Origin of the sequence: Bordetella petrii, from assembly GCF_000067205.1 — a bacterium.
GTDB lineage: Bacteria > Pseudomonadota > Gammaproteobacteria > Burkholderiales > Burkholderiaceae_B > Bordetella_A > Bordetella_A petrii.
In genome coordinates this window covers 3,566,684-3,590,990 of the sequence record NC_010170.1, presented here as the reverse complement: position 1 = coordinate 3,590,990, position 24,307 = coordinate 3,566,684, and the positions used below count along the sequence as shown (strand labels likewise).

The window sequence follows — 24,307 nt, the reverse complement described above, 5'->3', positions numbered from 1 at the left end:
GTTTGCCGGCCATGGACGCTTCGGCCCGCGCCTGCGCGGCGTCCGCGGTTCCGGCGCCTGGCGCCGCGGATCTGCGGGCGCTGGGCGAATTCATCGATCGCCATTCGCGCCTGTTCGTCCTGACGGGCGCGGGCTGCAGCACAGGCTCCGGCATTCCCGATTACCGCGATGCCGACGGCCAGTGGAAGCGCAGGCCGCCCATTGATTTCCGGTCGTTCATGGGGCATGCCCATATGCGCGCGCGCTACTGGGCGCGCAGCGCTGTGGGCTGGCGCCGCTTCGGCAATGTGCAACCCAACGCCGCGCATCGCGCGCTCGCGCATCTTGAAGCGCGGGGCTGCATTGGCCTTTTGGTTACGCAGAATGTCGACGGCCTGCACCAGGCCGCCGGCAGCCGTAACGTGCTGGACTTGCACGGCCGGCTGGACGAAGTGCGCTGCATGCGCTGCGACTGGCGCGGACCGCGCGCGGCCTGGCAGGCCGAGCTGGAGGGCCGCAATCCTGCCTGGGCCGAGCTGGACGCCGCCGATGCGCCCGACGGCGACGCCGACCTGGAAGGCGTGGATTTTTCCAGCTTCGAGGTGCCGGCCTGTCCGCGTTGCGGCGGCATCGTCAAGCCCGACGTGGTGTTCTTCGGCGAAAGCATTCCGCCCGAGCGCGGGGCGCGGGCCCGCGCCGCGCTGGAGCAGGCGGATGCCGTGCTGGTGGTGGGCTCGTCATTGATGGTGCATTCGGGCTACCGCTATGTGCGCGCGGCGGCCGAAGACGGCCTGCCTGTCGCGGCCCTGAACCTGGGCCGCACGCGCGCCGACGACCTGTTCGCCCTGAAGGTGTCCCGGCCGTGCGCCGATGCCCTGGACGCGCTGTATGGTCCTTTTGTCGCGCTACCGTGATCGCAATAAGCAAGTGCTTGCCGCGATTGGTTTTTTTGCAAATGACCCCAAGCTTTCCATAGGGTTGTCCACAGAAACTGGGGATAAACCGGCCGCCCGCGCGGTGGCCTGGGCAGGCATTGGCCGCATGGACTTTCAGGCGGTGGGGAAGTCCTCGCCCATCAGGGCGCGCCGGGCGGCATGCCAGCTGCCGACGTCGGGCGCGTACAGCAGGCCGCCCGTGCGGTGGGTGGGCTTGTAGGGGCTGGCGTCGAAGTGGGCCGAGAAGCCGCCCGCTTCGCGGTGCAGCAGCCAGCCGGCGGCGTGGTCCCAGGGATCGAGCTTGTTGTACAGCATGACATGACAGTGCCCGCTGGCCCCCATGCGGTATTCGTGCGCGGCGCAGCGCAGCGAGGCGGTCGAACCCAGCGTGGCCAGGTTGCCATTGACCGTGCTGCGCAGCGGCTCGGGCAGGAAACCGGTGGCGATGAGGCCGTCCATTTCGTGGGGCGGGCCGGGCTGCGCCACTTTCAGCGGCGTTTGCGTGCCGTCGCCGGATTCGGACCAGGCGCCTTCGCCGCGCACCGCCATGGCCCAGTCGTGCGCGACGGGGTCGTAGATGACGCCGGCCAGCACGTCGCCGCGATGGCATACCGCTACCATCATGCCGAACAGCGGCAGCCCCGCCACGAAATTGCGGGTGCCGTCGATGGGATCGATGAGAAAGGCCAGGTCGGCGTCGACCAGCATGTTGAGCAGCGCCGGATTACGCGTGGAGGCTTCTTCGCCCACCATGATCGCGCCCGGGTGCAGCTTGGCCAGGCGCGCCGCGATGAAGCGCTCGGCGGCCTCGTCGGCGTCGGTGACGAGATCGCGCGGCGAGCTCTTGGTGTGCACGGCGTCGGCCGTGAGCCGGCGAAAGCGCGGCATGACTTCGGCCTGCGCGGCTTCGGCCAGGATCGCGGCGATGCGCCGCGTGTCTTCGCGGGTGTAGGTCTTGGTCATGCCGGACTCGTCGGGAAGAGCCGCAAATCTAGCATGTTTGCATGTCAGTGTCCTGAAGGAGGAACAATGACTTCAGGGGGAATTCGAGCGCACAGGCGCCTGAAGCGCGGCCGGTGCCCGACACCCGGAGGATGTCAGGCACCTTGCCGGGCATGGCTGCGCCATGCCGCCCGGGTCAGGCGCCCAGGTCCAGGCAGAGGTACTTCAGTTCGAGGTATTCCTCGATGCCGTACTTCGAGCCTTCGCGGCCCAGGCCCGATTGCTTCACGCCGCCGAAGGGACCGACCTCGTTCGAGATGATGCCGGTGTTGATGCCCACGATGCCGTATTCCAGCGCTTCGGATACGCGCCACACGCGCGCGTAGTCGCGCGTGTAGAAGTAGGCCGCGAGCCCGAAGATGGTGTTGTTGGCCTGCTTGAGCACTTCTTCTTCGGTCTCGAACTTGAACAGCGGCGCCACCGGGCCGAAGGTTTCTTCGGTGGCGAAGCGCATCGACGGGGTCACGTCGCGCACGATGGTGGGCTGGAAGAACGTGCCACCCAGCGCGTGCGGCTTGCCGCCGGTTACCACCTTGGCGCCATGCTGGGTGGCGTCGGCGATGTGTTCCTGCACCTTGGCCACCGCGTTGCTGTCGATCAGCGGACCTTGCGTCACGCCGTCGGCAAAGCCGTCGCCCACTTTCATGGCCTCGACCTTGGCGGTCAGCCGCTTGAGCACGTCTTCGTACACGCCCGACTGGATGTAGATGCGGTTGGCGCACACGCAGGTCTGGCCGGCGTTGCGGTACTTCGAGGCCAGGATGCCGTCGACCGCGCGGTCGAGGTCGGCGTCGTTGAACACGATGAAAGGCGCATTGCCGCCCAGTTCCAGCGACAGTTTTTTGATAGTGGGGGCGCACTGCTCCATCAGCGTGCGGCCCACTTCGGTCGAGCCGGTGAAGCTCAGCTTGCGCACGGCATCGCTTTCGCACAGCGCCGCGCCGATCTCGCGCGAGCTGCCGGTAATGACGTGAAACACGCCGGGCGGCACGCCGGCTTCTTCGGCCAGCACGGCCAGGGCCAGCGCGGTCAGGGGCGTCTGTTGCGCCGGCTTGACCACCATGGTGCAGCCGGCGGCCAGCGCCGGCCCGGCCTTGCGCGTGATCATCGCGGCCGGGAAGTTCCACGGAGTGATGGCGGCGGTGACGCCGATGGGCTGCTTCAACACCATCAGGCGCTGGCCGGCCTTGGGGCTTTGCAGCACGTCGCCGTCGATGCGCTTGGCTTCTTCGGAAAACCATTCCAGGAACGAGGCGGCATAGGCGATTTCGCCGGCGGCTTCGGTAACCGGTTTGCCTTGTTCCGAGGTCATGATGATGGCCAGGTCTTGCTGGTTGGCCATCATCAGCTGGGCCCATTTCAGCAGGATCGCGGCGCGTTCCTTGCCCGTCTTGGCCGCCCAGGCGGGCAGGGCGGCTTCGGCGCTGGCGATGGCCTGTTCGGTTTCCTTGCGGCCCAGCTTGGGCACCGACACAATGGTTTTGCCCGTGGACGGGTTGTCGACGGGGATGGTGGCGCCGCCGCTGGCGCCCACCCATTTGCCGTCGATGTAGCAGGCGTCGCGCAGCAGCTCGGCGCGCTTGAGCGGTTGGGGCAATTGCGACATGAAGACTCCTTGATATATGAAAGCGCGAAATGGCCAACCGGCCGCGCGCGCCCCGCAGTGGGCGCGCGCGGCCGGATATCCTGGCGGAATCGCCGGGGTCAGGCGGTCAGGACATCGGCGAGGATGTCGAGCGCCTGGGCGAATTGAGCGTCAGGGATGGTCAAGGGATACAGGAAGCGCAATACGTTTCCGTATACACCGCAGCTTAGCAAAATCAGGCCGCGTTGAATTGCCTCATCCTGCACGCGCTTGACCGCCGCCGCGTCGGGCTTTCCGGTGGCCGGGTCGTTCAATTCCAACGCCACCATCGAACCGAGGCCGCGCACGTCGGCAATGGCCGGGCAGCGCGGGCGCAGCTTGTTCAGGTGGTCTTGCAGGCGCCGGCCCAGTTGCTCGGCGCGGGCGCACAGCTGTTCTTCTTCGATGACGTCCAGCACCGCATGCGCGGCGGCGACCGCCAGCGGGTTGCCGGCATACGTGCCGCCCAGGCCGCCCGGGGCCGGACCGTCCATGACTTCGGCGCGGCCCACCACGCCCGAGATGGGGAAGCCGCCGCCCAGGCTCTTGGCCATGGTGATCAGGTCGGCCTGCACGCCGTGGTGCTGCATGGCGAACAGCTTGCCGGTGCGCGCGAAGCCGGTCTGCACTTCGTCGGCGATCAGCATGATGCCGTGCTCGTCGCAGACCTTGCGCAGCGCCGTCATCAACTCGGGCGGCGTGATGTTGAAGCCGCCTTCGCCCTGCACCGGCTCGATGATGATGGCCGCCACGCGCTGGGGATCGATGTCCGACTTGAACAGCAGGTCGAGCGCCTTGAGCGAGTCGGCCACGCTGATGTCTTGCGTGCCGTTGGGGAAGGGCACGTGATAGATGTCGCCGGGCATGGGGCCGAAGGCGAGTTTGTAGGGCGCCACTTTGCCGGTGAGCGCCATGCCCAGCATGGTGCGGCCATGGAACGAGCCCGTGAACGCCACCACGCCCGAGCGGCCGGTGTAGGCGCGCGCGATTTTCACGGCGTTCTCGACCGCTTCGACGCCGGTCGTGAAGAAGGCGGTCTTTTTCAGGCCGTCGATGGGCGCCAGGGCGTTGATGCGCTCGGCCAGCGCCACGTAGCTTTCGTACGGCACGATCTGGTAGGCCGTGTGCGTGAAGGCCTCGAGCTGTTCGGCCACGGCGGCCTTCACCTTGGGATGGCGGTGGCCGGTGTTCAGCACGGCGATGCCGCCGGCGAAGTCGATGTATTCCTTGCCGGTGCTATCCCACAGTGTCGCGTTTTCCGCGCGCACGGCGTACAGGTCGCACATCACGCCCACGCCGCGCGGCGTGGCCAGCGAACGGCGGGTATTCAAGTCTCGGTTCTGCATTTCAGCCTCGATGGCAAACAAGAGGGCGCCGCGGGCGCGGCGGGAAGCGCCGGCGCCGCCGTGGGCGGCGCCTGTCCAGGGTTTATTTAATGCTAAGATGGCCCCATTGATAAGAACCACTCTGGCAAAACTGGTAGAACCAATTGCGTACCCTTGCCGGCGACCTGCTGCAACTGCGGCTGGGCGAGCCCTCCGACGGGCCGATGAACAAGCGTCTGTACCGCGGCATCCGCGAAGCCATCCTGGATGGCGCCATCGCCGCCGGCACGCGGCTGCCCGCCTCGCGCGACCTGGCGGCCGAACTGGGCATCGCGCGCAACACGGTGGTGCACGTGTACGGCCAGTTGCTGGCCGAAGGCTACACCTATAGCCGCCAGGGCAATGGCACCTTCGTCACCGACTCCGTTCCCGACGCTTACCTGGCCAGCGGACGCGGCCGGCGGCACGCCGCCGCGGCACAGCCCGGCGCGTCTTTATCGGCGCGCGGCTCGCACATTGTCGACGAGGCCTCGGCATCTCCATATCAGTGGGGCGCCTTCATGCCCGGGGTGCCTGACGTCACTGAATTTCCGCACAAGAAGTTCGGCCGCATCCTGGGCGCATTGTGGCGCAACCCCACGCCGGCCATGCTCAGCTATTCGTACGGCGGCGGGTTGCCGGCGCTGCGCGAGGCGCTGGCCCAGCACCTGGCGGTCACGCGCTCCATCGATTGCGAACCCGAGCAGATCATCATCGTGGAAGGCTCGCACCAGGCCATCGACCTGGCCACGCGCATCCTGGGCGACCCGGGCGATGTGGCGTGGGTGGAAAACCCGGGCTACTGGGGCGCGCGCACCGTGCTGGCGGCCAACGGCATCAGCATCGTCCACCAGCCGGTCGACGATGAGGGCATGCAGCTGCCCGCCCAGCCCGAGGGCGCGCCGCCCCGCTTCGTGTTCGTGACGCCATCGCACCAGTATCCGCTGGGGTCGGTGATGTCGCTGGCGCGGCGCCGGCAATTGCTGGCCATGGCGCGCACCTGGGGCAGCTGGATCATCGAAGACGACTACGACAGCGAATTCCGTTTCTCGGGCCGGCCGATCGCGTCGCTGCAGGGGCTGGAGCCCGATGCGCCCGTGATCTACCTGGGCACGTTCAGCAAGACGCTGTATCCGGGGCTGCGGATCGGCTACCTGGTGCTGCCCAAGGGGCTGGCCCGGGCGTTCCAGGCCGCGCATGCCGAGCTTTACCGCGAAGGCCACTTGATGACGCACGCGGCGCTGGCCACGTTCATTGCCGAAGGCCACTACGCCGCCCACATCCGCCGCATGCGCATGCTGTACGCGCGGCGGCGCGCGATGCTGGTCAACCTGATCGAACGCCGCCTGGGCGAAGGCTGGCTGCATCGCGATTCCAGCGATGCGGGGCTGCACCTGGTGCTGAACCTGCCCGACGATATGGACGATGAACGCGTGGTTGAAGAAGCGCGCGTGCGCGGCGTGCTGACTCGGCCGCTGTCGCGTTACTACGCCACCGGCACGCCCAGCCGGCCGGGGCTGTTGCTGGGCTACGCCTGCGTGCCCGAAAGCGACATCGCGCGCAAGTTCGAAACGGTGCTGGACAGCCTGGCCGCCGTGGCGCGGCGCCGCGCCTAGCGGCACGGCCGGCCTTTACTTCAAGGCGGCCGCCAGTCCGGCGGCGTTGCGCATGCCCTGGTCCTGGTAGTTGGTGTTCAGCACCGCGTGTGCATTGCGCACGCGCTGGGCCAGGCGCTTGAGCCGCTCGGCCAGTTCGGCCAGTTCGGCCGGCGTGTATTCGTACTGGAAGCGCCCCGACGAGGCGCCGCTCATGCGGTTCCAGGCGGCCGCGTTGCGGCCGTGCAGGCGCAGGACGGCCAGTTCGGGGTGGGTGGCCTCCCATATGGCGGGCACGGTGTTGTCGAAGCCTTGCGGCGCGTCGACGATGGTGTGCACCACGCCCAGGTCGCGTTCGAAGTCCAGCGTGGCGGCGCTGCGGGCGGTGCCGTCGAACCAGCTGCGATGGCGGAATTCGGCGGCCATCAGGTGTTCCTGCATGCGGCGCGCGCATGCGCTCACCAGGGCGTGGCCGCGCGCATCACATTGCACCCAGGGTGCGAACTGGAAATGCACGGCGCCCAGCTTGCCGGCCAGGCGCAGGGGTTCCAGCGCCACCAGGAAGCGCCGCCACAGCTCATCCAGCAGGTCGGTGGGTAATTGGTTGTAGAACACGGCGGGCTCGGCCCGGGCCGGGTGCCGCGGCCTGGCCGAGCCGCCGTTCGGGCCGGCCGGGTTGCAGGCCTCGTCGTCCGCGCCGCCCAGCTCGCGCCGGATGTCGGCCGGCAGTGCGCGCAGCGGCGCCGGATGCCCGGTGAACAGGCGGAACGCCTTGATATTGAAGACGAAATCGTCCGGTGTGCGGGTGGACCACAGGTGCGCCATGTGCCCGCTTGGCAGCCCGTAGTAAGTAGCGTCGACTTCGGCCAGCGGAAACAGGCTGGCGTAGTGGCGCAGGCGCGACTCGGGCGTGCGCGCCTGCGGCGGATAGAAGCGGCCGCAGGCCAGCAGAGTGGGGTCGGTCCAGGAAGCGGTGCCGGTCAGGATGGGCATGGCGGGGCGGGCGACGGCGACGGGCCAGTTCCGTTATAGTCTGGATGAATATACAGTATTTACCGCTACGGTCCGCCATGTCCGCCCCCCCGCATTCCCGTCCCGATCCCGCCGACTACCTGTCCGAGCTCAACCCCGCGCAGCGGGCTGCCGCCGAATTCGGCGTGGGCCAGCCCGATGCGCCCGCGCTGCTGGTCATTGCGGGCGCCGGCTCGGGCAAAACCAGTACGCTGGCCCACCGGGTTGCCCACCTGATCCTGAACGGCGCCGACCCGCAGCGCATGTTGCTGCTGACCTTCTCGCGCCGCGCCGCCCAGGAAATGGAGCGCCGCGTGGGCATGGTGCTGCGCCGCGTGATGAAGCTGCATGCCACCCAGCAGGCGCCCGCGCTGCCGTGGGCCGGCACCTTCCACGGCATTGGCGCCCGGTTGCTGCGCGACTGCGCCACCCGCATCGGCCTGTCGGAAAGCTTCACCATCCATGACCGGGGCGACGCCGAAGACCTGATGGGCATGGTGCGGCACGAAAGGGGCCTGTCGGCCACCGCTGAGCGGTTCCCGCTCAAGGGCACCTGCCTGGCCATTTACTCGCGGGTGATCAACAGCCAGGCTCCGTTGGCCGATGTCCTGAAGCAGGCCTTTCCGTGGTGCGCCCAATGGGAAGACGCGCTGAAGGGCCTGTTCGGCGCCTATGTGCAGGCCAAGCAGGACCAGCAGGTGCTCGATTACGACGACCTGCTGCTGTATTGGTCAGAGATGATGCAAGACGAAGTGCTGGCCCGGGAGATCGGGGCGCGCTTTGACCACGTGCTGGTCGACGAATACCAGGACACCAACCGCCTGCAGTCGGCCATCCTGCTGGCCATGAAACCCGACGGCCAGGGCCTGACCGTGGTGGGCGACGACGCGCAGTCTATTTATTCGTTCCGCGCCGCCACCGTGCGCAACATTCTGGATTTTCCCGGCCAGTTCGCGCGGCCCGCGCACGTGATCACGCTGGAGCGCAACTATCGTTCCACCCAGCCCATCCTGGATGCGTCCAACGCCGTCATCGGGCTGGCCGCCGAGCGCTACACCAAGAATCTCTGGACCGACCGCGCGTCGTCGAACCGGCCCGCGCTGGTAACCGTAAGCGACGAGGCCGGGCAGGCGCGCTGGGTGGCCGACCAGGTGCTGGCGCAGCGCGAAGCCGGCGCCACGCTGAAGTCGCAGGCAGCCTTGTTCCGCGCGTCGCACCACAGCGCCGCGCTCGAACTCGAGCTCACCCGCCGCAATATCCCGTTCGTGAAATTCGGCGGGCTGCGTTTCCTGGAAGCCGCCCACATCAAAGACGTGCTGTCGTTGCTGCGCTGGGCCGAGAACCCGCGCGGGCGGCTGGCCGGGTTTCGCGCCGCGCAGCTGCTGCCCGGCATCGGGCCGGCCATCGCGGGGCGCCTGATGGATGCGCTGGCCGACGCTCCCGAGCCGCTGGCGGCGCTGCGCGACTTCAAGCCGGGCGCGGCGGCCAAGGCCGATTGGGAAGCCTTTGCACAAACTTATGCCGCCCTGCGCGCGCCGGGCCTGCAATGGCCAGCCGACCTGGACCTGGCGTTGCGCTGGTATGCGCCGCAGCTCGAACGCCTGTACGACGACGCGCGCGTGCGCAAGGCCGACCTCGACCAGCTGGCGCGCATCGCAGCCGGGTACGCCAGCCGCGAACGCTTCCTGACCGAACTGACGCTGGACCCGCCGGACGCCACCAGCGCCGAATCGGGCCCGCCGCTGCGCGACGAAGACTACATGATCCTGTCCACCATTCATTCGGCCAAGGGCCAGGAATGGAAAGCGGTGTATGTGCTGAACGTCGTCGATGGCTGTATTCCATCCGACATGAGCACTGGCACGGCCGAGGAAATCGAAGAAGAACGGCGCCTGCTGTACGTGGCCATGACGCGCGCCAAAGAAAGCCTGCAGCTGGTGGTGCCGCAGCGCTTCTATGTGCACCAGCAGACCGGCCTGGGCGACCGTCATGTATACGGGTCGCGCACGCGTTTCATCCCGGACGCGCTGGTGCCGCTGTTCGAGATGCTGCCCGCGCCGCCCGAGCTGCCGCACGGCCGAGGCCGCCCACCCGCCGAATCGGCGCCGCGCATCGACGTGGCGCAGCGCGTGCGCAAGCTGTTTGCCTAGAACCCCGGCTTGGCCGGACAGCCGGCCGGCCAACCTTCCTTATGCGTCGCCATCATCGCGCCCGCGCCGTTCAACGCGCAGGGCGATGGCCGCGCCCACGATCACCATCGCGGCCAGGGCGAACCACGTAATGGCGTACGACAGGTGGTTGTTCGGAAAATCGATCACGGTCAGGCCCGGCACCGGCGCCACGGCCGGGTTTGATGCCTGGCCCGGGGTTTTTCCCACGTCGATGAAGTAGGGGGCGACTTCGCCCAGGCTGCGCGCCGTCGCGATGGCGCCGGTATCGCGCGAATACCAGATGTTGCGGGCCGGATCGTTGTGGCGCAGAAAACGCAGGTCGGGTTCGGACATACGCAGCAGGCCCGCCACGCGGATCTCGCCGGGCGCAGGCCGCGGGGCCGTGTGCTTGCGCCAGGCCGGCAGCACGAAACCGCGGTTGATCAGCACCGTGCCGCCATCGCGCAATTGCAGCGGGGTCATCACCCAGTAGCCGCTGCCGTAATCGGTGGTGGCCTGCACCAGCGTTTCCCGGTCGTAAAGGGGCGTGCCGACGGCCTGCACATGCCGGTATTCATCGCCGGAGCGGCTCAGCGACGGCCATTGCGCCGGCCCGGGCGCCTGGGCGGCGGGCTGGTGCACGCGTTGTTCAACCTGCGAAATCAGTTCCAGTTTCCAGGCGCGGCGCTGCACCTGCCACACGCCCAGCGAGCAGAACACGGCAAACAGCATGGCCGCCAGCACGGCCAGGAAGACAATTCTGGCGGCGCTGCGGGACGAGGGCGGAGCAGGCTGGGACGGCTGGGGCTTCAAGGCATGTTTCGCATGTCGTGCGTCGACATGGGCATCATATTGTGATCCAGATGGTACATGATCCAGATCGAGCCGCTGAGCGCGATCACCACCAGCACCAGCGTGAACACGATGGAAAGCATGTTCCATCCGCCTTCGGACTGGAAGTCGACGTGCAGGAAGTAAATGACGTGGACCACGATCTGGACAATGGCCAGCGCCAGCAGCACCAGGCCGGTCACCCGCGAACTGGAAAACACATTGGCCATGACGATGAAAAACGGAATGGCGGTCAGGATGGCCGCCAGCGCGAAGCCCAGCAGGTAGCCATGCAGCGAGGCATGGGCCAGCGGATCTTCTTCGTGGCCGTTGGGGGCGGTGGCGGGTGCGCTCATGGCAGGACTCCCATCAGGTAGACCACGGTGAAGACGCCGATCCAGACCACGTCCAGGAAATGCCAGAACATGGACAGGCACATCAGGCGCCGCTTGTTCGGGATAATCAGGCCATGCATGCCGATCTGCACCATCAGCACCACCAGCCAGACAAGGCCGAAAGTCACGTGCAGCCCATGGGTGCCGACCAGAGTGAAAAACGCCGACAGAAAGGCGCTGCGCTGCGGGCCGGCGCCTTCGGCGATCAGGTGGGCGAACTCGTAGATTTCCAGGCCCAGGAAGCCGGCGCCCAGCAGGCCGGTGACCGCCAGCCAGCCCAGCAGCGAGCCCACGCGCCCCTTGCGGCCCTGCAGCAGCGCGAACCCATAGGTAATGGAAGACAGCAGCAGCAGCGAGGTGTTGAGCGCCACCAGCGGCAGCTCGAACAGATCGGCCCCGGTCGGCCCGCCGTCGTAATTGCGGCCCAGCACGCCGTAGGTGGCGAACAGGCAGGCGAAGATCAGGCAGTCGCTCATGACGTACACCCAGAAGCCCAGCAGGGTGCCGTTCTTCACATGGTGTTCTTCCGTCAGGTAGAACTGGCGACCGGCGTCGCCCGGCAGGGTAGCGGTGTGTTCAGGCATGGCTGGCCAGCAGTCTGGTGCGATCGGCCTCGCAGCGGGCGACGTCGTCGGCCGGCACGTAGTAATCGCGGTTGTAGTCAAAGGTGTGGAAAATCGCGACGCCGATCACGGCCGCGAAGCTCAGGATCGCCAGCGGCCACATGTGCCAGATCAGCGCGAAGCCCATTACCATCGAAATGCCCGCCAGCACGATGCCTGCCCAGGTATTGGACGGCATGTGGATCGGAATGAAGCCGCTCTGGGGCCGCGTGTAGCCCAGTTGCTTCATCTGCCACCAGGCGTCGCGGTCGTGCACCAGCGGCGTGAACGCATAGTTGTAGGGGGGCGGGGGCGACGAAGTCGACCATTCCAGGGTGCGGGCATTCCAGGGGTCGCCGGTGTGGTCGCGCAGCGCGTCGCGCCGCTTGAAGCTGACGTACAACTGGATCAGGAAGCATGCGATGCCGCCTGCGATCAGCAGGGCGCCCAGGGCGGCGATCTGGAACCAGATCTGCAGCGAGCCGTCGTCGAAATGGTTCATGCGCCGCGTGACGCCCAGCAATCCCAGCACATACAGCGGCATGAACGCCACGTAGAAGCCCACCAGCCACAGCCAGAACGACCATTTGCCCCAGTAGGGGTCCAGGCGGTAGCCGAAGGCCTTCGGAAACCAGTAGGTAATGCCGGCGAACAGGCCGAACACCACGCCGCCGATGATGACGTTATGAAAGTGCGCGATCAGGAACAGGCTGTTGTGCAGGGCGAAGTCGGCCGGAGGCACCGCCAATAGCACGCCGGTCATGCCGCCGATCACGAAGGTCACCATGAAGCCTATGGTCCAGAGCATTGGCACTTCGAAGCGGATGCGCCCGCGGAACATGGTGAACAGCCAGTTGAATACCTTGGCTCCGGTGGGAATCGATATGATCATGGTGGTGATGCCGAAGAACGAGTTGACGCTCGCCCCTGATCCCATCGTGAAGAAGTGATGCAGCCACACCAGGTACGACAACACGGTGATCACGACCGTGGCGTACACCATCGACGCGTAACCGAACAGCCGCTTGCGGCAGAAAGTGGGCACGATCTCGGAAAAAATGCCGAAGGCCGGCAGCACCAGGATATAGACCTCGGGGTGGCCCCAGATCCAGATCAGGTTCACGTACATCATGGCGTTGCCGCCGCCATCGGCCGTGAAGAAATTGGTGCCCAGGTAGCGGTCGAGCGCCAGCAGCGCCAGCACCGCGGTCAGCACCGGGAACGACACGACGATCAGCACGTTGGTGCACAGCGCGGTCCAGGTGAAAATCGGCATGCGCATCATGTTCATGCCCGGGGCGCGCATCTTCACGATGGTCACCAGCAGGTTCACGCCCGACAGCAGGGTTCCTACCCCTGCTATCTGCAATGCCCAGATGTAATAGTCCACCCCCACATCGGGACTATTCAATATGCCCGACAGCGGCGGATACGCCAGCCAGCCGGTGCGCGCGAACTCGCCCACGAACAGCGACATCATCACCAGTACCGCGCCGACCACCGTCATCCAGAAGCTGAAGTTGTTCAGGAAGGGAAAGGCCACGTCGCGCGCGCCGATCTGCAGCGGCACCACGTAGTTCATCAGGCCGGTGACCAGCGGCATGGCCACGAAGAAAATCATGATCACGCCATGGGCGGTGAATATCTGGTCGTAGTGGTGCGGGGGCAGGTAGCCCGCGCTTTCACCGAAGGCGATGGCCTGCTGGGTACGCATCATGAGGGCGTCGGCGAAGCCGCGCAGCAGCATGATCAGTCCCAATACCACGTACATGATGCCGATTTTCTTGTGGTCGATGCTGGTGAACCACTCGCGCCACAAGTAGCCCCACAGGCGGAAGTAGGTGATCGCGCCCAGCACGGCGGCGGCGCCCAGCGCCACGCCGATGAACGTGACCACCAGAATGGGCTCGTGGTAGGGGATCGCGTCCCAGCTCAGGCGTCCGAACAACAGGCTTTCGGTGACGGGATGGTCTGGCATTTTCAGGGTTCCTGCTAGATTCGTTCGTCAAGCGGGGCTGGGGGTAACGGCCTGGCGCTACATGGCGGCAGGCCGGGCCAGGGGCGGCGGCAGTTCCAGCGCTGCCTGCCTGGGCGCCCGGCAGATCGCGCCGGCCAGGTCGCGCGCGCACTGGACGCCGGGCTGCACGCAGCGGTTCAGGATGGCGTCGTACAGGCTCGATTCCACCGTGGCGAAGTGCTGCACCGGCGCGGCAATGCTGGGCTGCTCAAGCTTCAGGTAGGCATCGCGGTCCAGCGTGCCGCCCGATGTCTTGGCAGCCTGCACCCATTTGTCGAAGTCGGCCTGCGACATGCCGTGGAACTTGAAGCGCATTTGCGAAAAGCCCGCGCCGCTGTAGTTGGCCGAAAAACCGTCGTACACGCCGGCATGGTTGATGACGGCATGCAGGCGGGTCTGCATGCCCGGCATGGCGTAGATCTGCCCGGCCAGCGCGGGAATGTAGAACGAGTTCATCACGCTGGAGGCCGTGATCTTGAATTCGATGGGCTGATCCACCGGCGCGGCAAGCTCGTTGACCGTGGCGATGCCCTGGCCGGGATACAGGAACAGCCATTTCCAGTCCAGCGCCACGACCTGCACCTCGAGCGGCTTGACGCCGGCGGGCACCGGGCGGTCGGCATCGATGCGTGACAACGGACGGTAGGGGTCCAGTTGATGGGTGCTGACCCAGGTCAGGGCGCTGAGCGCGATGATGATCAGCAGCGGCGCCGCCCAGATCAGCAGCTCGAGTATGGTGGAGTGGTCCCAGTCGGGGGAATAGGTGGATTCGGCGTTGCTTTCCCGGTAGCGCCAGGCGAACCACAGCGTGGCGGCGATGACCGGCACGATGATCAGCAGCATCAGGCCGGTGGAAACGAGGATGATGTCGCGCAGTTGCCAGGCGACGTCGCCGGAGGGGGACAGCAGCACCGCCTTGCTGCAGCCGCCCAGCGCGCCGAGTGCGGGAAGAATCAGTGCGGCTTTCAGTCTTCGGAAAAACGGCACGGACATGCAGCCCCCCTAGGATATGGCCTACCCCTCGAAGAATATTTGCAACCCTACTCTGGAAGCTTTGAAAAATCTAGAGTAAAAAGGAAGTCAAGGTCGATTCGTGGAGAGGCTGGCATCCCCGGCAGTCGCCTGGCCCGGGGGTGGTCGTTTCCCATCACAGACGGAGCGAGTCATCGTATGTCCAGCACCGCGATGCAGTATCCCCAGTCCACCCAAGAGTCCAGCCATGCCAACGTGGCGCCGGGAGAAATCGCGGTCGGCGTGGTCATCGGACGGGCGTCCGAATACTTCGATTTCTTCGTTTTCGGCATCGCTTGTGTTGCCGTTTTCCCACAGGTTTTCTTTCCGTTCGAACCGCTGCTGTACGGCACGCTGTGGTCGTTCGCGATCTTCTCTTTCGCGTTCATCTGCCGGCCGTTCGGCACCGCCATTTTCATGGCGGTGCAACGCCGCTGGGGCAGGGGCACCAAGCTGACGCTGGCCTTGTTCTTGCTGGGCACCGCTACGGTGGGCATGGCGTTCGTGCCCAGCTACGAGGCGATCGGCCCCATGGCGATCGGGCTGCTGTCGGTGTTTCGCTGCCTGCAGGGCGTGGCCCTGGGCGGGTCGTGGGACGGCCTGCCTTCGCTTTTGGCGCTGAACGCGCCGCCGCACCGGCGCGGCTGGTATGCCATGCTGGGCCAGCTGGGCGCGCCGGTGGGCTTCATGCTGGCCAGCGCCATTTTCCTGTACCTGCTCAGCACGCTCAGCACGCAAGACCTGCTCGAATGGGGCTGGCGCTACCCGTTCTTCGTGGCGTTCGCCATCAACGTGGTGGCGTTGTTCGCGCGGCTGCGGCTGGTGCTTACCGAGGAATACACGCGGCTGCTCGAAGAGCGCGAGCTCTCGCCCATACGCGTTTCCGAAGTCATCGACGAACAGGCCTACAACGTCTTCATCGGCGCGTTCGCGGCGCTGGCCAGCTATGCGCTGTTCCACCTGGTCAGTATCTTCCCGTTGTCGTGGATCAGTCTGCACGGCGAGCGCTCGCTGGTCAGCATATTGAGCGTGCAGATCGTCGGCGCGGCCCTCAGCTTCGTGGCAATGATCGTTTCCGGCTGGGTCGCCGACTATTTCGGGCGCCGCCGCACGCTCGCCTCGCTGGCGGCCCTGATCGGCCTTTTCGCGCTTTCGGCGCCTTGGCTGCTGGCGGGCGGCGCGCTGGGCGAGAACACCTTCATTCTGTGCGGCTTCGTGCTGCTAGGCTTGTCGTATGGCCAGGCGTCGGGCACCGTGACCTCGAACTTCTCCATGCATTTTCGATACACCGGCGCCGCGCTGACCACCGACATGGCGTGGCTCTTCGGCGCGGCGTTCGCGCCCTTGGTCGCGCTGGGGCTGTCGATGAAATTCGGCCTGATCGCCACCAGCGCCTATCTGATTTCCGGCGCTATCTGCACGCTGGTGGCGCTGCGGATCAACCGGCTGATCGAAACCAACTGAGCTATCATGCCCCGATCGCCCGGCCCCAAGGCGCCGGGCGCCACTCATGCGGAGGCGTGCTATGCCGCAAGACCAGACCACTGCGCCGCGGACCGAAGAAAGCGAAGTGGTGGCCTCGGTGGCCTACGTACAGGGGCGTCGCTCGCACGACGTGCCCCTGCAAGACATCAAGTCGTACACCTGCCAGGACGAAAACCTGCTGTGGATCGGCTTGCGCAACCCCAGCGGCGAACTGTTGCAGCAGGTCGCCTCCGACCTGGGCATCCGGCCCAAGACGCGCGACGAAATGCTGGAGCCGCACCGCCGGCCCAAGATCATCGACTTCGGCCACTGCGTGCTGGTGGTGGCGGTGACCGTTGAAATCGACCAGGGCCGCCCGCTGTTCGGGGAAACCCAGATCGTGATCGGCCGCGGTTTTTTGTTGACAGTGCGGCGCGGCGCCACCAGCAACTACCGTGCGCTGCGCGAACGCCTGGAATCGGCGCCCGACTTGCTGCGGCGCGGCAGCGACTACGTGGCTTCGGAGCTGCTGGATTTGCTCACCGACCATTACGTGGCGGCCGCCGGCGAACTGGAGCAGGTGGTCGAATCGGCCGAGCAGAAGCTGCTGATCCGCGGGGCCAAGGATTCCGACATCCGCAAGCTGTACCGGCGCCGCCGCGACCTGCTGCGCATCCACACCGTGATCGCGCCGCTGGCCGAGATATGCCGCCGGCTGGCCACCATGGATATGTCGGCGGTCGACGCCAATGCGCGCCCGTATTTTTCGGTGGTGGCCGATCGCGTGCTGCGCGTGGACGAACTGATCAACGGCCTGCGCGAGGCCCTGGCCTTCGCCTTCGAGGCCAGCATGATGATCGCCCAGACGCAGCAGAACGACATCACGCGCCGGCTGGCCGCCTGGGCCGCCATCCTGGCCGTGCCCACCGCGGTCGCCGGCATCTACGGCATGAACTTCGAGTTCATGCCCGAGCTGAAAACCCATTGGGGCTATCCGGTCACCCTGGCCGGCATCGCGGCGGTGTGCGGCGTGTTGTACTGGAGATTCCGCAAGTCGGGCTGGCTGTGATATGGCACACTGCACGCCATCTGTCATTTTCGGGATTCAACCATCTTGCGCAGGCAGTTTTCCCTCGGCCGCCTGGGCCGCCGGCTGGGCGGGGTGCTGGGCGTGGCGCTGGCCGCCGCGCTGATCCACTGGTTCCAGGACAACCGCACCCAACCGCCCGAACCGCCCGAACCGCCCCAGGCCACGGCCCGCCAGCCGGCGCATCCCGCGGGCACGGCGTCGGGCGGCGGGCCGGTTTCGCGTACCGGCGGCGCCGTGCCGCCGGGCCGCTATACGCTCACGGGCACGGTTACCAAGGTGGCCGATGGCGATACGGTCACGCTGCGCGTGGATGGCAAGCAGCATCGCATCCGGCTCGACAGCATCGACGCTCCCGAAGCGGGGCATGGCCAGCAAGAGCCGGGCCAGCCCTATGCCGACGCCTCGCGGCGGCACCTGGAGCAACTGGTTGGCGGCAAGACACTGACCGCGCAATGCTATGAGCAGGATCAATTCGAGCGCGATGTCTGCGCACTGATGCTGCCCGACGGTAACTCGGCCAACCGGGCCCAGGTAGCGGCGGGCTATGCGTGGGCCTATACCGCGCGGCGTGGCGATTACCTGAACGACACGGCCATGCGTGGCCTGCAGCAGCAGGCCCGCCAGGCCGGCAGCGGCCTGTGGGGGCAGGCCGGCGCCACCGAGCCCTGGAAATGGCGTTACGAATGCTGGCGGAACCACCGCTGCTAGCCCGTGGTCCAAGGCAGGCAGGCGCGGCCGAGGCGCGGGCAGCCTTTGCTATGCTTTGCGCCGGGCTCGGTGCGGAATAACGATACGGAAGCGGCTTCATATGAGTGCATGGCGGCGGCGGATTTCGATGGCAGTGCTGGTGTCGGCGCTGGCGCTGGCCGGCTGCAGCCGCGATCCCATCAACAGCCCCTATGAAACCGGGGCCCTGGCCGAAAACACGCTTTACACGGCGTTCGTCAAGCGTTCCCCCAAGTACCTGGACCCGGCCCGCTCGTATTCCACCGACGAGACCCCGTACACGTACAACATCTACGAGCCGCTGTACGGCTATCACTACCTGAAGCGGCCGTACGAGCTCATTCCGCGCGCCGCGGCGGCCATTGCGCCACCGCGCTACTACGATGCGCAGGGCAACGCGCTGGCGCCGGATGCGCCCGGCCAGCAGGTGGCCGAAAGCGTGTACGACATTCCCATCCGCCCCGGCATCCTGTTCCAGCCGCACCCCGCCTTCGCGCGCGAGGCCGATGGCCGCTACAGCTACTTTCCGCTGCAGCCCGGCGAGCTCGACGACAAGTTCTATGTGCCCGATTTCCCCAAGACCGGCACCCGCGAACTGACGGCCGACGACTACGTCTATGCGTTTCGCCGGCTGGCCAGCCCGCGCGTGGCGTCGCCCATTTATTCGGTCATGGCCGAATACGTGCTGGGCATGGGCGATTACGGCAAGCGCCTGCAGGCGCGCGACGCCGAGTTGCGGCGCGGCCTGCCCCCTGGCCAGCGCGACCTGCCCTGGCTCGATCTGCGCGAGGGCGACGGCTTCGAGGGCGTGCAGGCGCTCGACCCGCATACGCTGCGCATCCGCATCAAGGGCAAGTATCCACAGTTCAAGTACTGGCTGGCCATGACCTTCACCGCGCCCATTCCCTGGGAGGCGGACCGCTTCTACAGCCAGCCCGGCATGGCCGCGCACGACTTGTCGCTCAATACATGGCCGGTAGGCACCGGGCCCTACCTGCTGGCCGAGTCGGTGCAGAACCGCCGCCATGTGCTGGCGCGCAACCCCAATTTCCGCGGCGAGCCCTATCCCTGCGAGGGCGAGCCCGCCGATCGCGCCGCCGGCCTGCTGCAAGATTGCGGCAAGCCCACGCCGTTCGTCGACCGCGTGGTGTTCAGCGTCGAAAAAGAAGCCGTGCCCCTGACCGGCAAATTCATGCAGGGCTATTACGACATGCCGCAGGTCGAGCGCGGCGAGTACGGCGTGGCCATGCTGGTGGCGGCTGGCGATTCCCCCGACAAGGCCCGCCGCTACCGCGACCACGGCATCCAGCTGCCCACCGCCATCGAAACATCCAGCTGGTACATGGGCTTTAACTGGCTCGACCCGGTAGTGGGTCTTGGCGACACACCCGAGCAGCAGGAAAAAAACCGCAAATTGCGCCAGGCCATCAGTATCGCCTTCAACTGGGAAGAATACGTGGCCGTGTTCGAAGACAGCCAGGCTATGGTGGCGTACGGCCCGGTGCCGCCCGGCGTACTGGGCTACCGCGAGCCGCCCGAGGGCGTCAACCCCGTGGTGTACGACCTGGTCGACGGCAAGCCCCGCCGCAAGCCGCTGGAAGTGGCGCGCCAATTGCTGGCCGAAGCCGGCTACCCGGACGGGCGCAACGCCGAAACCGGCGCGCCCCTGGTGCTGTACTACGACGCCATGACCGGCGGCGGCTCGAATCCGCAGTTCGACTGGATGCGCCGCCAGCTTGCCAAGATCGGCATCCAGATGGATGTGCGCTCGACCGACTACAGCCGCTTCCAGGACAAGATGCAGCGCGGCACCGCGCAGATATTCTTCTGGGGCTGGGTGGCCGACTACCCCGACGCCGAGAACTTCCTGTTCCTGCTGTACGGTCCCAACGGCAAGGCCAGGCATGGCGGCGAAAACGCGGCCAACTACGCCAACCCCGAATACGACCGGCTGTTCGAGCAAATGAAGTACCTGGACGATGGTCCCGAGAAAGAAGCGGTCATCGCCCGCATGGTGGCCATCGTGCAGCGCGACGCGCCCTGGATGTTCGGCTACTTTCCCATGTCGGGTGGCGCCTACCAGCAGTGGGTGGGCAACGCCAAGCCCACGCAGATGGTGCGCAACACCCTGCAGTACGTAAAAGTCGACCCCGCGCTGCGGGTGCGCAAAGTGCACGAATGGAACACGCCGCGCTGGTGGCCGCTGTTGCTGCTGGCCGCCGTGCTGGCGCTGGCCATATGGCCGTCGTACGTGGCGCTGAAGCGGCGCGAGCGGCAAACCGCCTTCGGCGCCGGCGCCCGGCCGGCTCCACCCAAGGAACACCAGCCATGACCAGCTACGTCATCCGCCGCCTGTTGTATGGGGTGCTGATCCTGATCGGCGTGAACCTGTTCACCTTCATCTTGTTCTTCGCGGTGAACACGCCCGACGACATGGCGCGCCTGGCCATCGGCGGGCAGCGCGTCAGCCAGGAGGCCATCGAGCGCTGGAAAGCCCAACACGGCTACGACAAACCTCTGTTCGTGAACACGCAGGCGCAGGGCGCGCAACGGTTGACCGACACGGTGTTCTACCAGCGTTCGGTGCCGCTGCTGGCGCTGGAATTCGGCTCGTCGGATGCGGGCCGCGACATCGGCCGCGAAATCCGCATGCGCATGGGGCCCAGCCTGGCGCTGGCCATTCCCACTTTCTTTTTAGGCCTGTTCGCCAGCGTGGTGTTCTCGCTGCTGCTGGTGTATTTCAGGGCCACGCGGCTGGACTTCTGGGGCGTGGTGCTGTGTGTGATCTTGCTGTCGATATCCAGCCTGTTCTATATCATCGCCGGCCAGTGGATGTTCTCCAAGGTGTTGCGGCTGGTGCCGTATTCGGGTTTTGCCGGCGGGCTGGACGCCGTCAAGTTTCTGGCGTTGCCCGTGCTGGTGGCTATAGTCTCGCGCCTGGGGCCCGAGGCGCGCTTCTACCGCGCGCTGTTCCTGGAAGAAGTGGGCAAAGACTACGTGCGCACCGCAAGGGCCAAGGGCCTGACCGAGCGCGTGGTGCTGTTTCGCCATGTGTTGCGCAACGCCATGCTGCCCATCCTGACGGGCACGGTGTCTGCCTTGCCGCTGCTGTTCATGGGCAGCCTGATCGCCGAATCGTTCTTCGGCATTCCGGGGCTGGGCAGCTACACCATCGACGCCATCAACGCGCAAGACTTCTCCATCGTGCGGGCCATGGTGTTCCTGGGGGCGGCCCTGTACATCGTGGGGCTGATCCTGGCCGATATTTCCTACACGCTGGCCGACCCCCGCGTGCGCTTCGAGTGACCGCCATGCCCAAGTTCGTATTCCTGTGGACGGATGTCGCGCTGTTCCTGATGGTGGCGGGCGCGCTGGCGTACGGCTGGCGGGTGCGCCGCAGCCGCACGCTGCGCGCCACCTGGGCGCAAGTGGGCCGCGACGCGCCGGCCATGTGCTCGGCGGTGGTGCTGGCGGCGTTCGTGGCGGTGGGCCTGCTCGATTCGATTCATTACCGGCCGCAGCTGCCGCCAGCGCCAGGAGCGCCCGCTGGCGCGCCGCCCATTTATGCGCCGGCCGTACGGTCGGCGCTGGACGGGCTGCTGGCGGGCACCGTGCTGACCCGCCCCGAAAAAACCTATTCCGCGCCGCTGGCCGCGCGCCAGTTCACCAAGGAAACCGAGCTTATCGACGGTCACCCGGTGCGCGACTTCCCGCGTTTGCGCAGCGGCGGCGCGCATCTCGACGACCCGGAAACCCAGTTGCCGGGCGATGTGCTTCGGCGCCTGGCCTGGGGCCTGGCCGGCGGCGTGGCCGCCGCGCTCGCGGGCGGCGCCTTGCTGTGCGCGGCGCTGGCGCGCGCGCGCGGCGGCTGGCGGCAGGCTGCATCCGATATGGCGCGCGCGCGCACCGATATACCGTGGCGCGCCGCCTGGATCACTTATGCGCTGCTGTGCGTGGTGGTGGGCGCGGTGGCCGGACTGGCCAGCGGCTACCATGCATTCGGCACTGACCGCACCGGCAACGACGTGCTGTGGCAGGCCCTGAAAAGCGTGCGCACGGCGCTGGTCATCGGCAGCCTCACGTCGCTGGCCATGCTGCCCCCAGCCATCGGCTTTGGCATCGCGGCTGGCTATTTCAAGGGCAAGGTCGACGACACCATCCAATACCTGTACACCACGTTGACGTCCATTCCGGGCGTGCTGCTGGTGGCGGCCTGCGCGCTGATGATGCAGGTGTATATCGACAGCCATCCCGACCTGTTCGACACCTCGGCCGCGCGCGCCGACCTGCGGCTGTTCCTGCTGTGCATGATCCTGGGCCTGACCGGCTGGTCGGGTCTGTGCCGGCTGCTGCGCGCCGAAACCCTCAAGCTGCGCGAGCTGGAATACGTGCAGGCCGCGCGCGCCTTCGGCGTGTCGCACTGGCGCATCATGCGCCGCCACCTGCTGCCCAACGTGATGCACATCGTGCTGATCACCGCCGTGCTGGAATTTTCCGGGCTGGTGCTCTACGAGGCCGTGCTGTCCTACCTGGGCATCGGGGTCGACCCCAGCATGAATTCATTCGGCTCCATGATCGACCGCGCCCGTGTCGAGATGTCGCGCGACCCGATGGTGTGGTGGAACCTGCTGACGGCATTCGTTTTCATGCTGGCGCTGGTGCTGGCGGCCAACTTGTTCGCCGACGCAGTGCGCGAGGCCTTCGACCCGCGCGCGCGCCGTTACCGGCCCGCCCGGCCGGGCGATACCGACGCGTCCGTCGCCGCGACCGGAGAGCCGCGATGACCCGCGCCCAAGCCTTGCTGGCCGTAGACGGCCTGGACGTGGCCATCGCCGGCGATGCCGGCCTGACGCATGCGGTCAAGCGCCTGCAGCTTGCAATCGAGCGCGGCGAGACCTTCGCGCTGGTGGGCGAATCGGGTTGCGGCAAGAGCATGACGGCCCTGGCCCTGCTGCGCCTGCTGCCCGACGCCGGCCGCATCGTGGCAGGGCAGATCGCGCTCGACGGCCAGGACCTGAATCAGTTGCCCGAAAGCGCCATGCGCGGCGTGCGCGGGGGGCGCATCGGCATCATTTTCCAAGAGCCCTCAACCAGCCTCAACCCGGTGATGCGGGTGGGCGAGCAGATTCTGGAAACCCTGCAGGCGCACACGCCGCTGCGCGGCGCGGCCGCCCGCGCCCGGGCCATCGAATGGTTGCGCCGGGTGGGCATTCCCGAGCCCGAGCGCCGCATCGACGATTACCCGTTCCAGTTTTCCGGCGGGCAGAAGCAGCGGGTCATGATCGCCATCGCCCTGGCGGCCGAGCCCGCGCTGCTGATCGCCGACGAACCCACCACCGCGCTGGATGTGACCGTGCAGGCGCAGGTGCTGGACCTGCTGGCCGAGATCCAGCGCGAAATGGGCATGGCTATCTTGCTGATCACCCATGACCTGGCGGTGGTGCGCAACGTGGCCAGGCACGTGGCCCTGATGCGCGGCGGCGAAATCATCGAGAGCGCGCCCGCCGACGTGTTCTTCGAGACGCCTCGCCACCCGTACGCGCGCCAGTTGTTCGATGCCATTCCCACCTACCAGAAGCGCGGCCGGCCGCTGGCGGGCGGCGCGCCCGCCACGCCCGAGGTCGTTCCCGCCGCTGCACCGGTTGCCGTCCGGGTGGGCGATGTCGTGCTGGATGTGCAGGACTTGCTGGTGCACTACCCGGTGCGCAAGGGGCTGTTGCGGCGCATCGATTCGTGGGTGCAGGCTGTCAATGGCGTGACCTTTTCTCTGCGCGCCGGCGAGACCCTGGCCTTGCTGGGCGAGTCGGGCTGCGGCAAGACCACCACCGGCAAGGCCTTGTTGCGGCTGGTGGAAGGCGCCCGGGTGCAAGGCCGCGCCCTGCTGCGCGGCCACGACCTGCTGTGTGCCGGCCGCCGCGAATTACGCGGCTTGCGCCAGGACATACAGATTGTGTTCCAGGACCCCTACGCGTCGCTGAATCCGCGCATGCGGGTGGGCGACATCCTTGATGAGGGCATCGCCTCGCTGCGGCCCGACCTGGACGAGAACGCGCGGCGCGAGCGCACTGGCTACCTGTTGCGGCGCGTGGGGCTGCCGGACAATACGGCCAGCCGCTATCCGCACGAATTTTCCGGCGGCCAGCGCCAGCGCATCGCCATCGCGCGCGCCCTGGCGGTGGAGCCCAAAGTGCTGGTGTGCGACGAGCCCACCTCTGCGCTCGACGTATCCGTGCAGGCGCAGATCCTGGACCTGCTGCGCGAGCTGCAGGCCGAACTGGGCATTGCCTACCTGTTCATCACCCACAACTTCGGCGTGGTGGAATACCTGGCCGATCGCATCGCCATCATGTATGAAGGCCGGATCGTCGAAGAAGGCGGCGCCGATGCGGTGCTGCATGCGCCCAGGCACGAAATGACCCGCCGCCTGTTGGCGGCGGTTCCCCGGTTGGAGTTCGGGCCGGCGCGCTAAGGCGCGCCGGCGGCCGGTTCCTGTTGATGCAGTCGGACCCTA

Annotated in this window: 19 protein-coding genes; 10 read left to right on the top strand and 9 right to left on the bottom strand. The window is 66.8% G+C overall.

Features of this window, described 5'->3' with window-relative positions; translation table 11 throughout:
• The first annotated feature begins 11 nt into the window (after positions 1–11).
• Complete coding sequence (locus tag BPET_RS17280) at positions 12–893, top strand: NAD-dependent protein deacetylase (RefSeq protein WP_012250305.1); 882 nt, start codon at positions 12–14, stop codon at positions 891–893.
• 135 nt (positions 894–1,028) lie between these two features.
• On the opposite strand, the gene BPET_RS17275 is transcribed toward BPET_RS17280, so the two are convergent.
• The 3 genes from BPET_RS17275 to BPET_RS17265 all read right to left on the bottom strand — a co-directional run bounded on the left by BPET_RS17275 (position 1,029) and on the right by BPET_RS17265 (position 4,886).
• Positions 1,029–1,877 (bottom strand): inositol monophosphatase family protein, encoded by an 849-nt coding sequence (locus BPET_RS17275; protein WP_012250304.1) that lies wholly within the window; start codon positions 1,875–1,877, stop codon positions 1,029–1,031.
• A gap of 175 nt (positions 1,878–2,052) precedes the next feature.
• The gene (locus BPET_RS17270) at positions 2,053–3,522 is read right to left on the bottom strand and encodes an NAD-dependent succinate-semialdehyde dehydrogenase (protein WP_012250303.1); all 1,470 of its coding nucleotides are present in this window, start codon (positions 3,520–3,522) and stop codon (positions 2,053–2,055) included.
• A 98-nt stretch (positions 3,523–3,620) separates the two neighbouring features.
• On the bottom strand, positions 3,621–4,886 hold the full coding sequence (locus BPET_RS17265) for a 4-aminobutyrate--2-oxoglutarate transaminase (RefSeq protein WP_012250302.1): 1,266 nt from the start codon (positions 4,884–4,886) through the stop codon (positions 3,621–3,623).
• A gap of 143 nt (positions 4,887–5,029) precedes the next feature.
• Here BPET_RS17265 and pdxR point away from each other — a divergent pair, with 143 nt between their 5' ends.
• On the top strand, positions 5,030–6,520 hold the full coding sequence (gene pdxR, locus BPET_RS17260) for a MocR-like pyridoxine biosynthesis transcription factor PdxR (protein ID WP_407921173.1): 1,491 nt from the start codon (positions 5,030–5,032) through the stop codon (positions 6,518–6,520).
• 15 nt (positions 6,521–6,535) lie between these two features.
• Here the strand turns inward: pdxR and BPET_RS17255 are convergent, their stop codons facing one another.
• On the bottom strand, positions 6,536–7,492 hold the full coding sequence (locus BPET_RS17255; protein ID WP_012250300.1) for a DUF72 domain-containing protein: 957 nt from the start codon (positions 7,490–7,492) through the stop codon (positions 6,536–6,538).
• Positions 7,493–7,569: 77 nt separating this feature from the next.
• Between BPET_RS17255 and BPET_RS17250 the strand changes: the two genes are divergently transcribed.
• Positions 7,570–9,660, top strand: a complete 2,091-nt coding sequence (locus BPET_RS17250; protein WP_041863040.1) for an ATP-dependent helicase — start codon at positions 7,570–7,572, stop codon at positions 9,658–9,660.
• A 39-nt stretch (positions 9,661–9,699) separates the two neighbouring features.
• On the opposite strand, the gene BPET_RS17245 is transcribed toward BPET_RS17250, so the two are convergent.
• Genes BPET_RS17245 through cyoA form a run of 5 tightly spaced genes read right to left on the bottom strand, consistent with a single transcriptional unit; the run spans position 9,700 to position 14,498 of the window.
• A complete protein-coding gene (locus BPET_RS17245) occupies positions 9,700–10,473 on the bottom strand; it encodes an SURF1 family protein (RefSeq protein WP_041863039.1) in 774 nt (257 codons plus the stop codon).
• Positions 10,470–10,847 (bottom strand): cytochrome o ubiquinol oxidase subunit IV, encoded by a 378-nt coding sequence (cyoD, locus tag BPET_RS17240; RefSeq protein ID WP_012250297.1) that lies wholly within the window; start codon positions 10,845–10,847, stop codon positions 10,470–10,472. Before cyoD ends, BPET_RS17245 begins: the two co-directional genes overlap by 4 nt.
• Entirely contained in the window at positions 10,844–11,470 is a 627-nt protein-coding gene (gene cyoC / locus BPET_RS17235) for a cytochrome o ubiquinol oxidase subunit III (RefSeq protein ID WP_012250296.1), read from the bottom strand. The genes cyoD and cyoC overlap by 4 nt, the downstream gene beginning before the upstream one ends.
• Positions 11,463–13,466 (bottom strand): cytochrome o ubiquinol oxidase subunit I, encoded by a 2,004-nt coding sequence (gene cyoB / locus BPET_RS17230; RefSeq protein ID WP_012250295.1) that lies wholly within the window; start codon positions 13,464–13,466, stop codon positions 11,463–11,465. The genes cyoC and cyoB overlap by 8 nt, the downstream gene beginning before the upstream one ends.
• A 57-nt stretch (positions 13,467–13,523) precedes the next feature.
• Positions 13,524–14,498 (bottom strand): ubiquinol oxidase subunit II, encoded by a 975-nt coding sequence (gene cyoA, locus BPET_RS17225; protein WP_012250294.1) that lies wholly within the window; start codon positions 14,496–14,498, stop codon positions 13,524–13,526.
• A gap of 177 nt (positions 14,499–14,675) precedes the next feature.
• Here cyoA and BPET_RS17220 point away from each other — a divergent pair, with 177 nt between their 5' ends.
• The 7 genes from BPET_RS17220 (at position 14,676) to BPET_RS17190 (ending at position 24,265) form a co-directional block, all read left to right on the top strand.
• Positions 14,676–15,980 (top strand): MFS transporter, encoded by a 1,305-nt coding sequence (locus tag BPET_RS17220; protein WP_012250293.1) that lies wholly within the window; start codon positions 14,676–14,678, stop codon positions 15,978–15,980.
• 61 nt (positions 15,981–16,041) lie between these two features.
• On the top strand, positions 16,042–17,049 hold the full coding sequence (locus BPET_RS17215) for a magnesium and cobalt transport protein CorA (RefSeq protein ID WP_012250292.1): 1,008 nt from the start codon (positions 16,042–16,044) through the stop codon (positions 17,047–17,049).
• A gap of 42 nt (positions 17,050–17,091) precedes the next feature.
• Complete coding sequence (locus tag BPET_RS17210; RefSeq protein ID WP_041863035.1) at positions 17,092–17,778, top strand: thermonuclease family protein; 687 nt, start codon at positions 17,092–17,094, stop codon at positions 17,776–17,778.
• A 100-nt stretch (positions 17,779–17,878) separates the two neighbouring features.
• Positions 17,879–20,128 carry an ABC transporter substrate-binding protein gene (locus BPET_RS17205; protein ID WP_012250290.1) on the top strand — a complete coding sequence of 750 codons (2,250 nt, stop codon included), beginning with the start codon at positions 17,879–17,881 and terminating at the stop codon, positions 20,126–20,128.
• On the top strand, positions 20,125–21,102 hold the full coding sequence (locus BPET_RS17200; RefSeq protein ID WP_012250289.1) for an ABC transporter permease: 978 nt from the start codon (positions 20,125–20,127) through the stop codon (positions 21,100–21,102). The genes BPET_RS17205 and BPET_RS17200 overlap by 4 nt, the downstream gene beginning before the upstream one ends.
• 5 nt (positions 21,103–21,107) lie before the next feature.
• On the top strand, positions 21,108–22,580 hold the full coding sequence (locus tag BPET_RS17195) for an ABC transporter permease (RefSeq protein WP_012250288.1): 1,473 nt from the start codon (positions 21,108–21,110) through the stop codon (positions 22,578–22,580).
• Positions 22,577–24,265: an ABC transporter ATP-binding protein gene (locus BPET_RS17190; protein WP_012250287.1), complete on the top strand. Its 1,689-nt coding sequence runs from the start codon at positions 22,577–22,579 to the stop codon at positions 24,263–24,265. The genes BPET_RS17195 and BPET_RS17190 overlap by 4 nt, the downstream gene beginning before the upstream one ends.
• Positions 24,266–24,307: the final 42 nt, after the last annotated feature.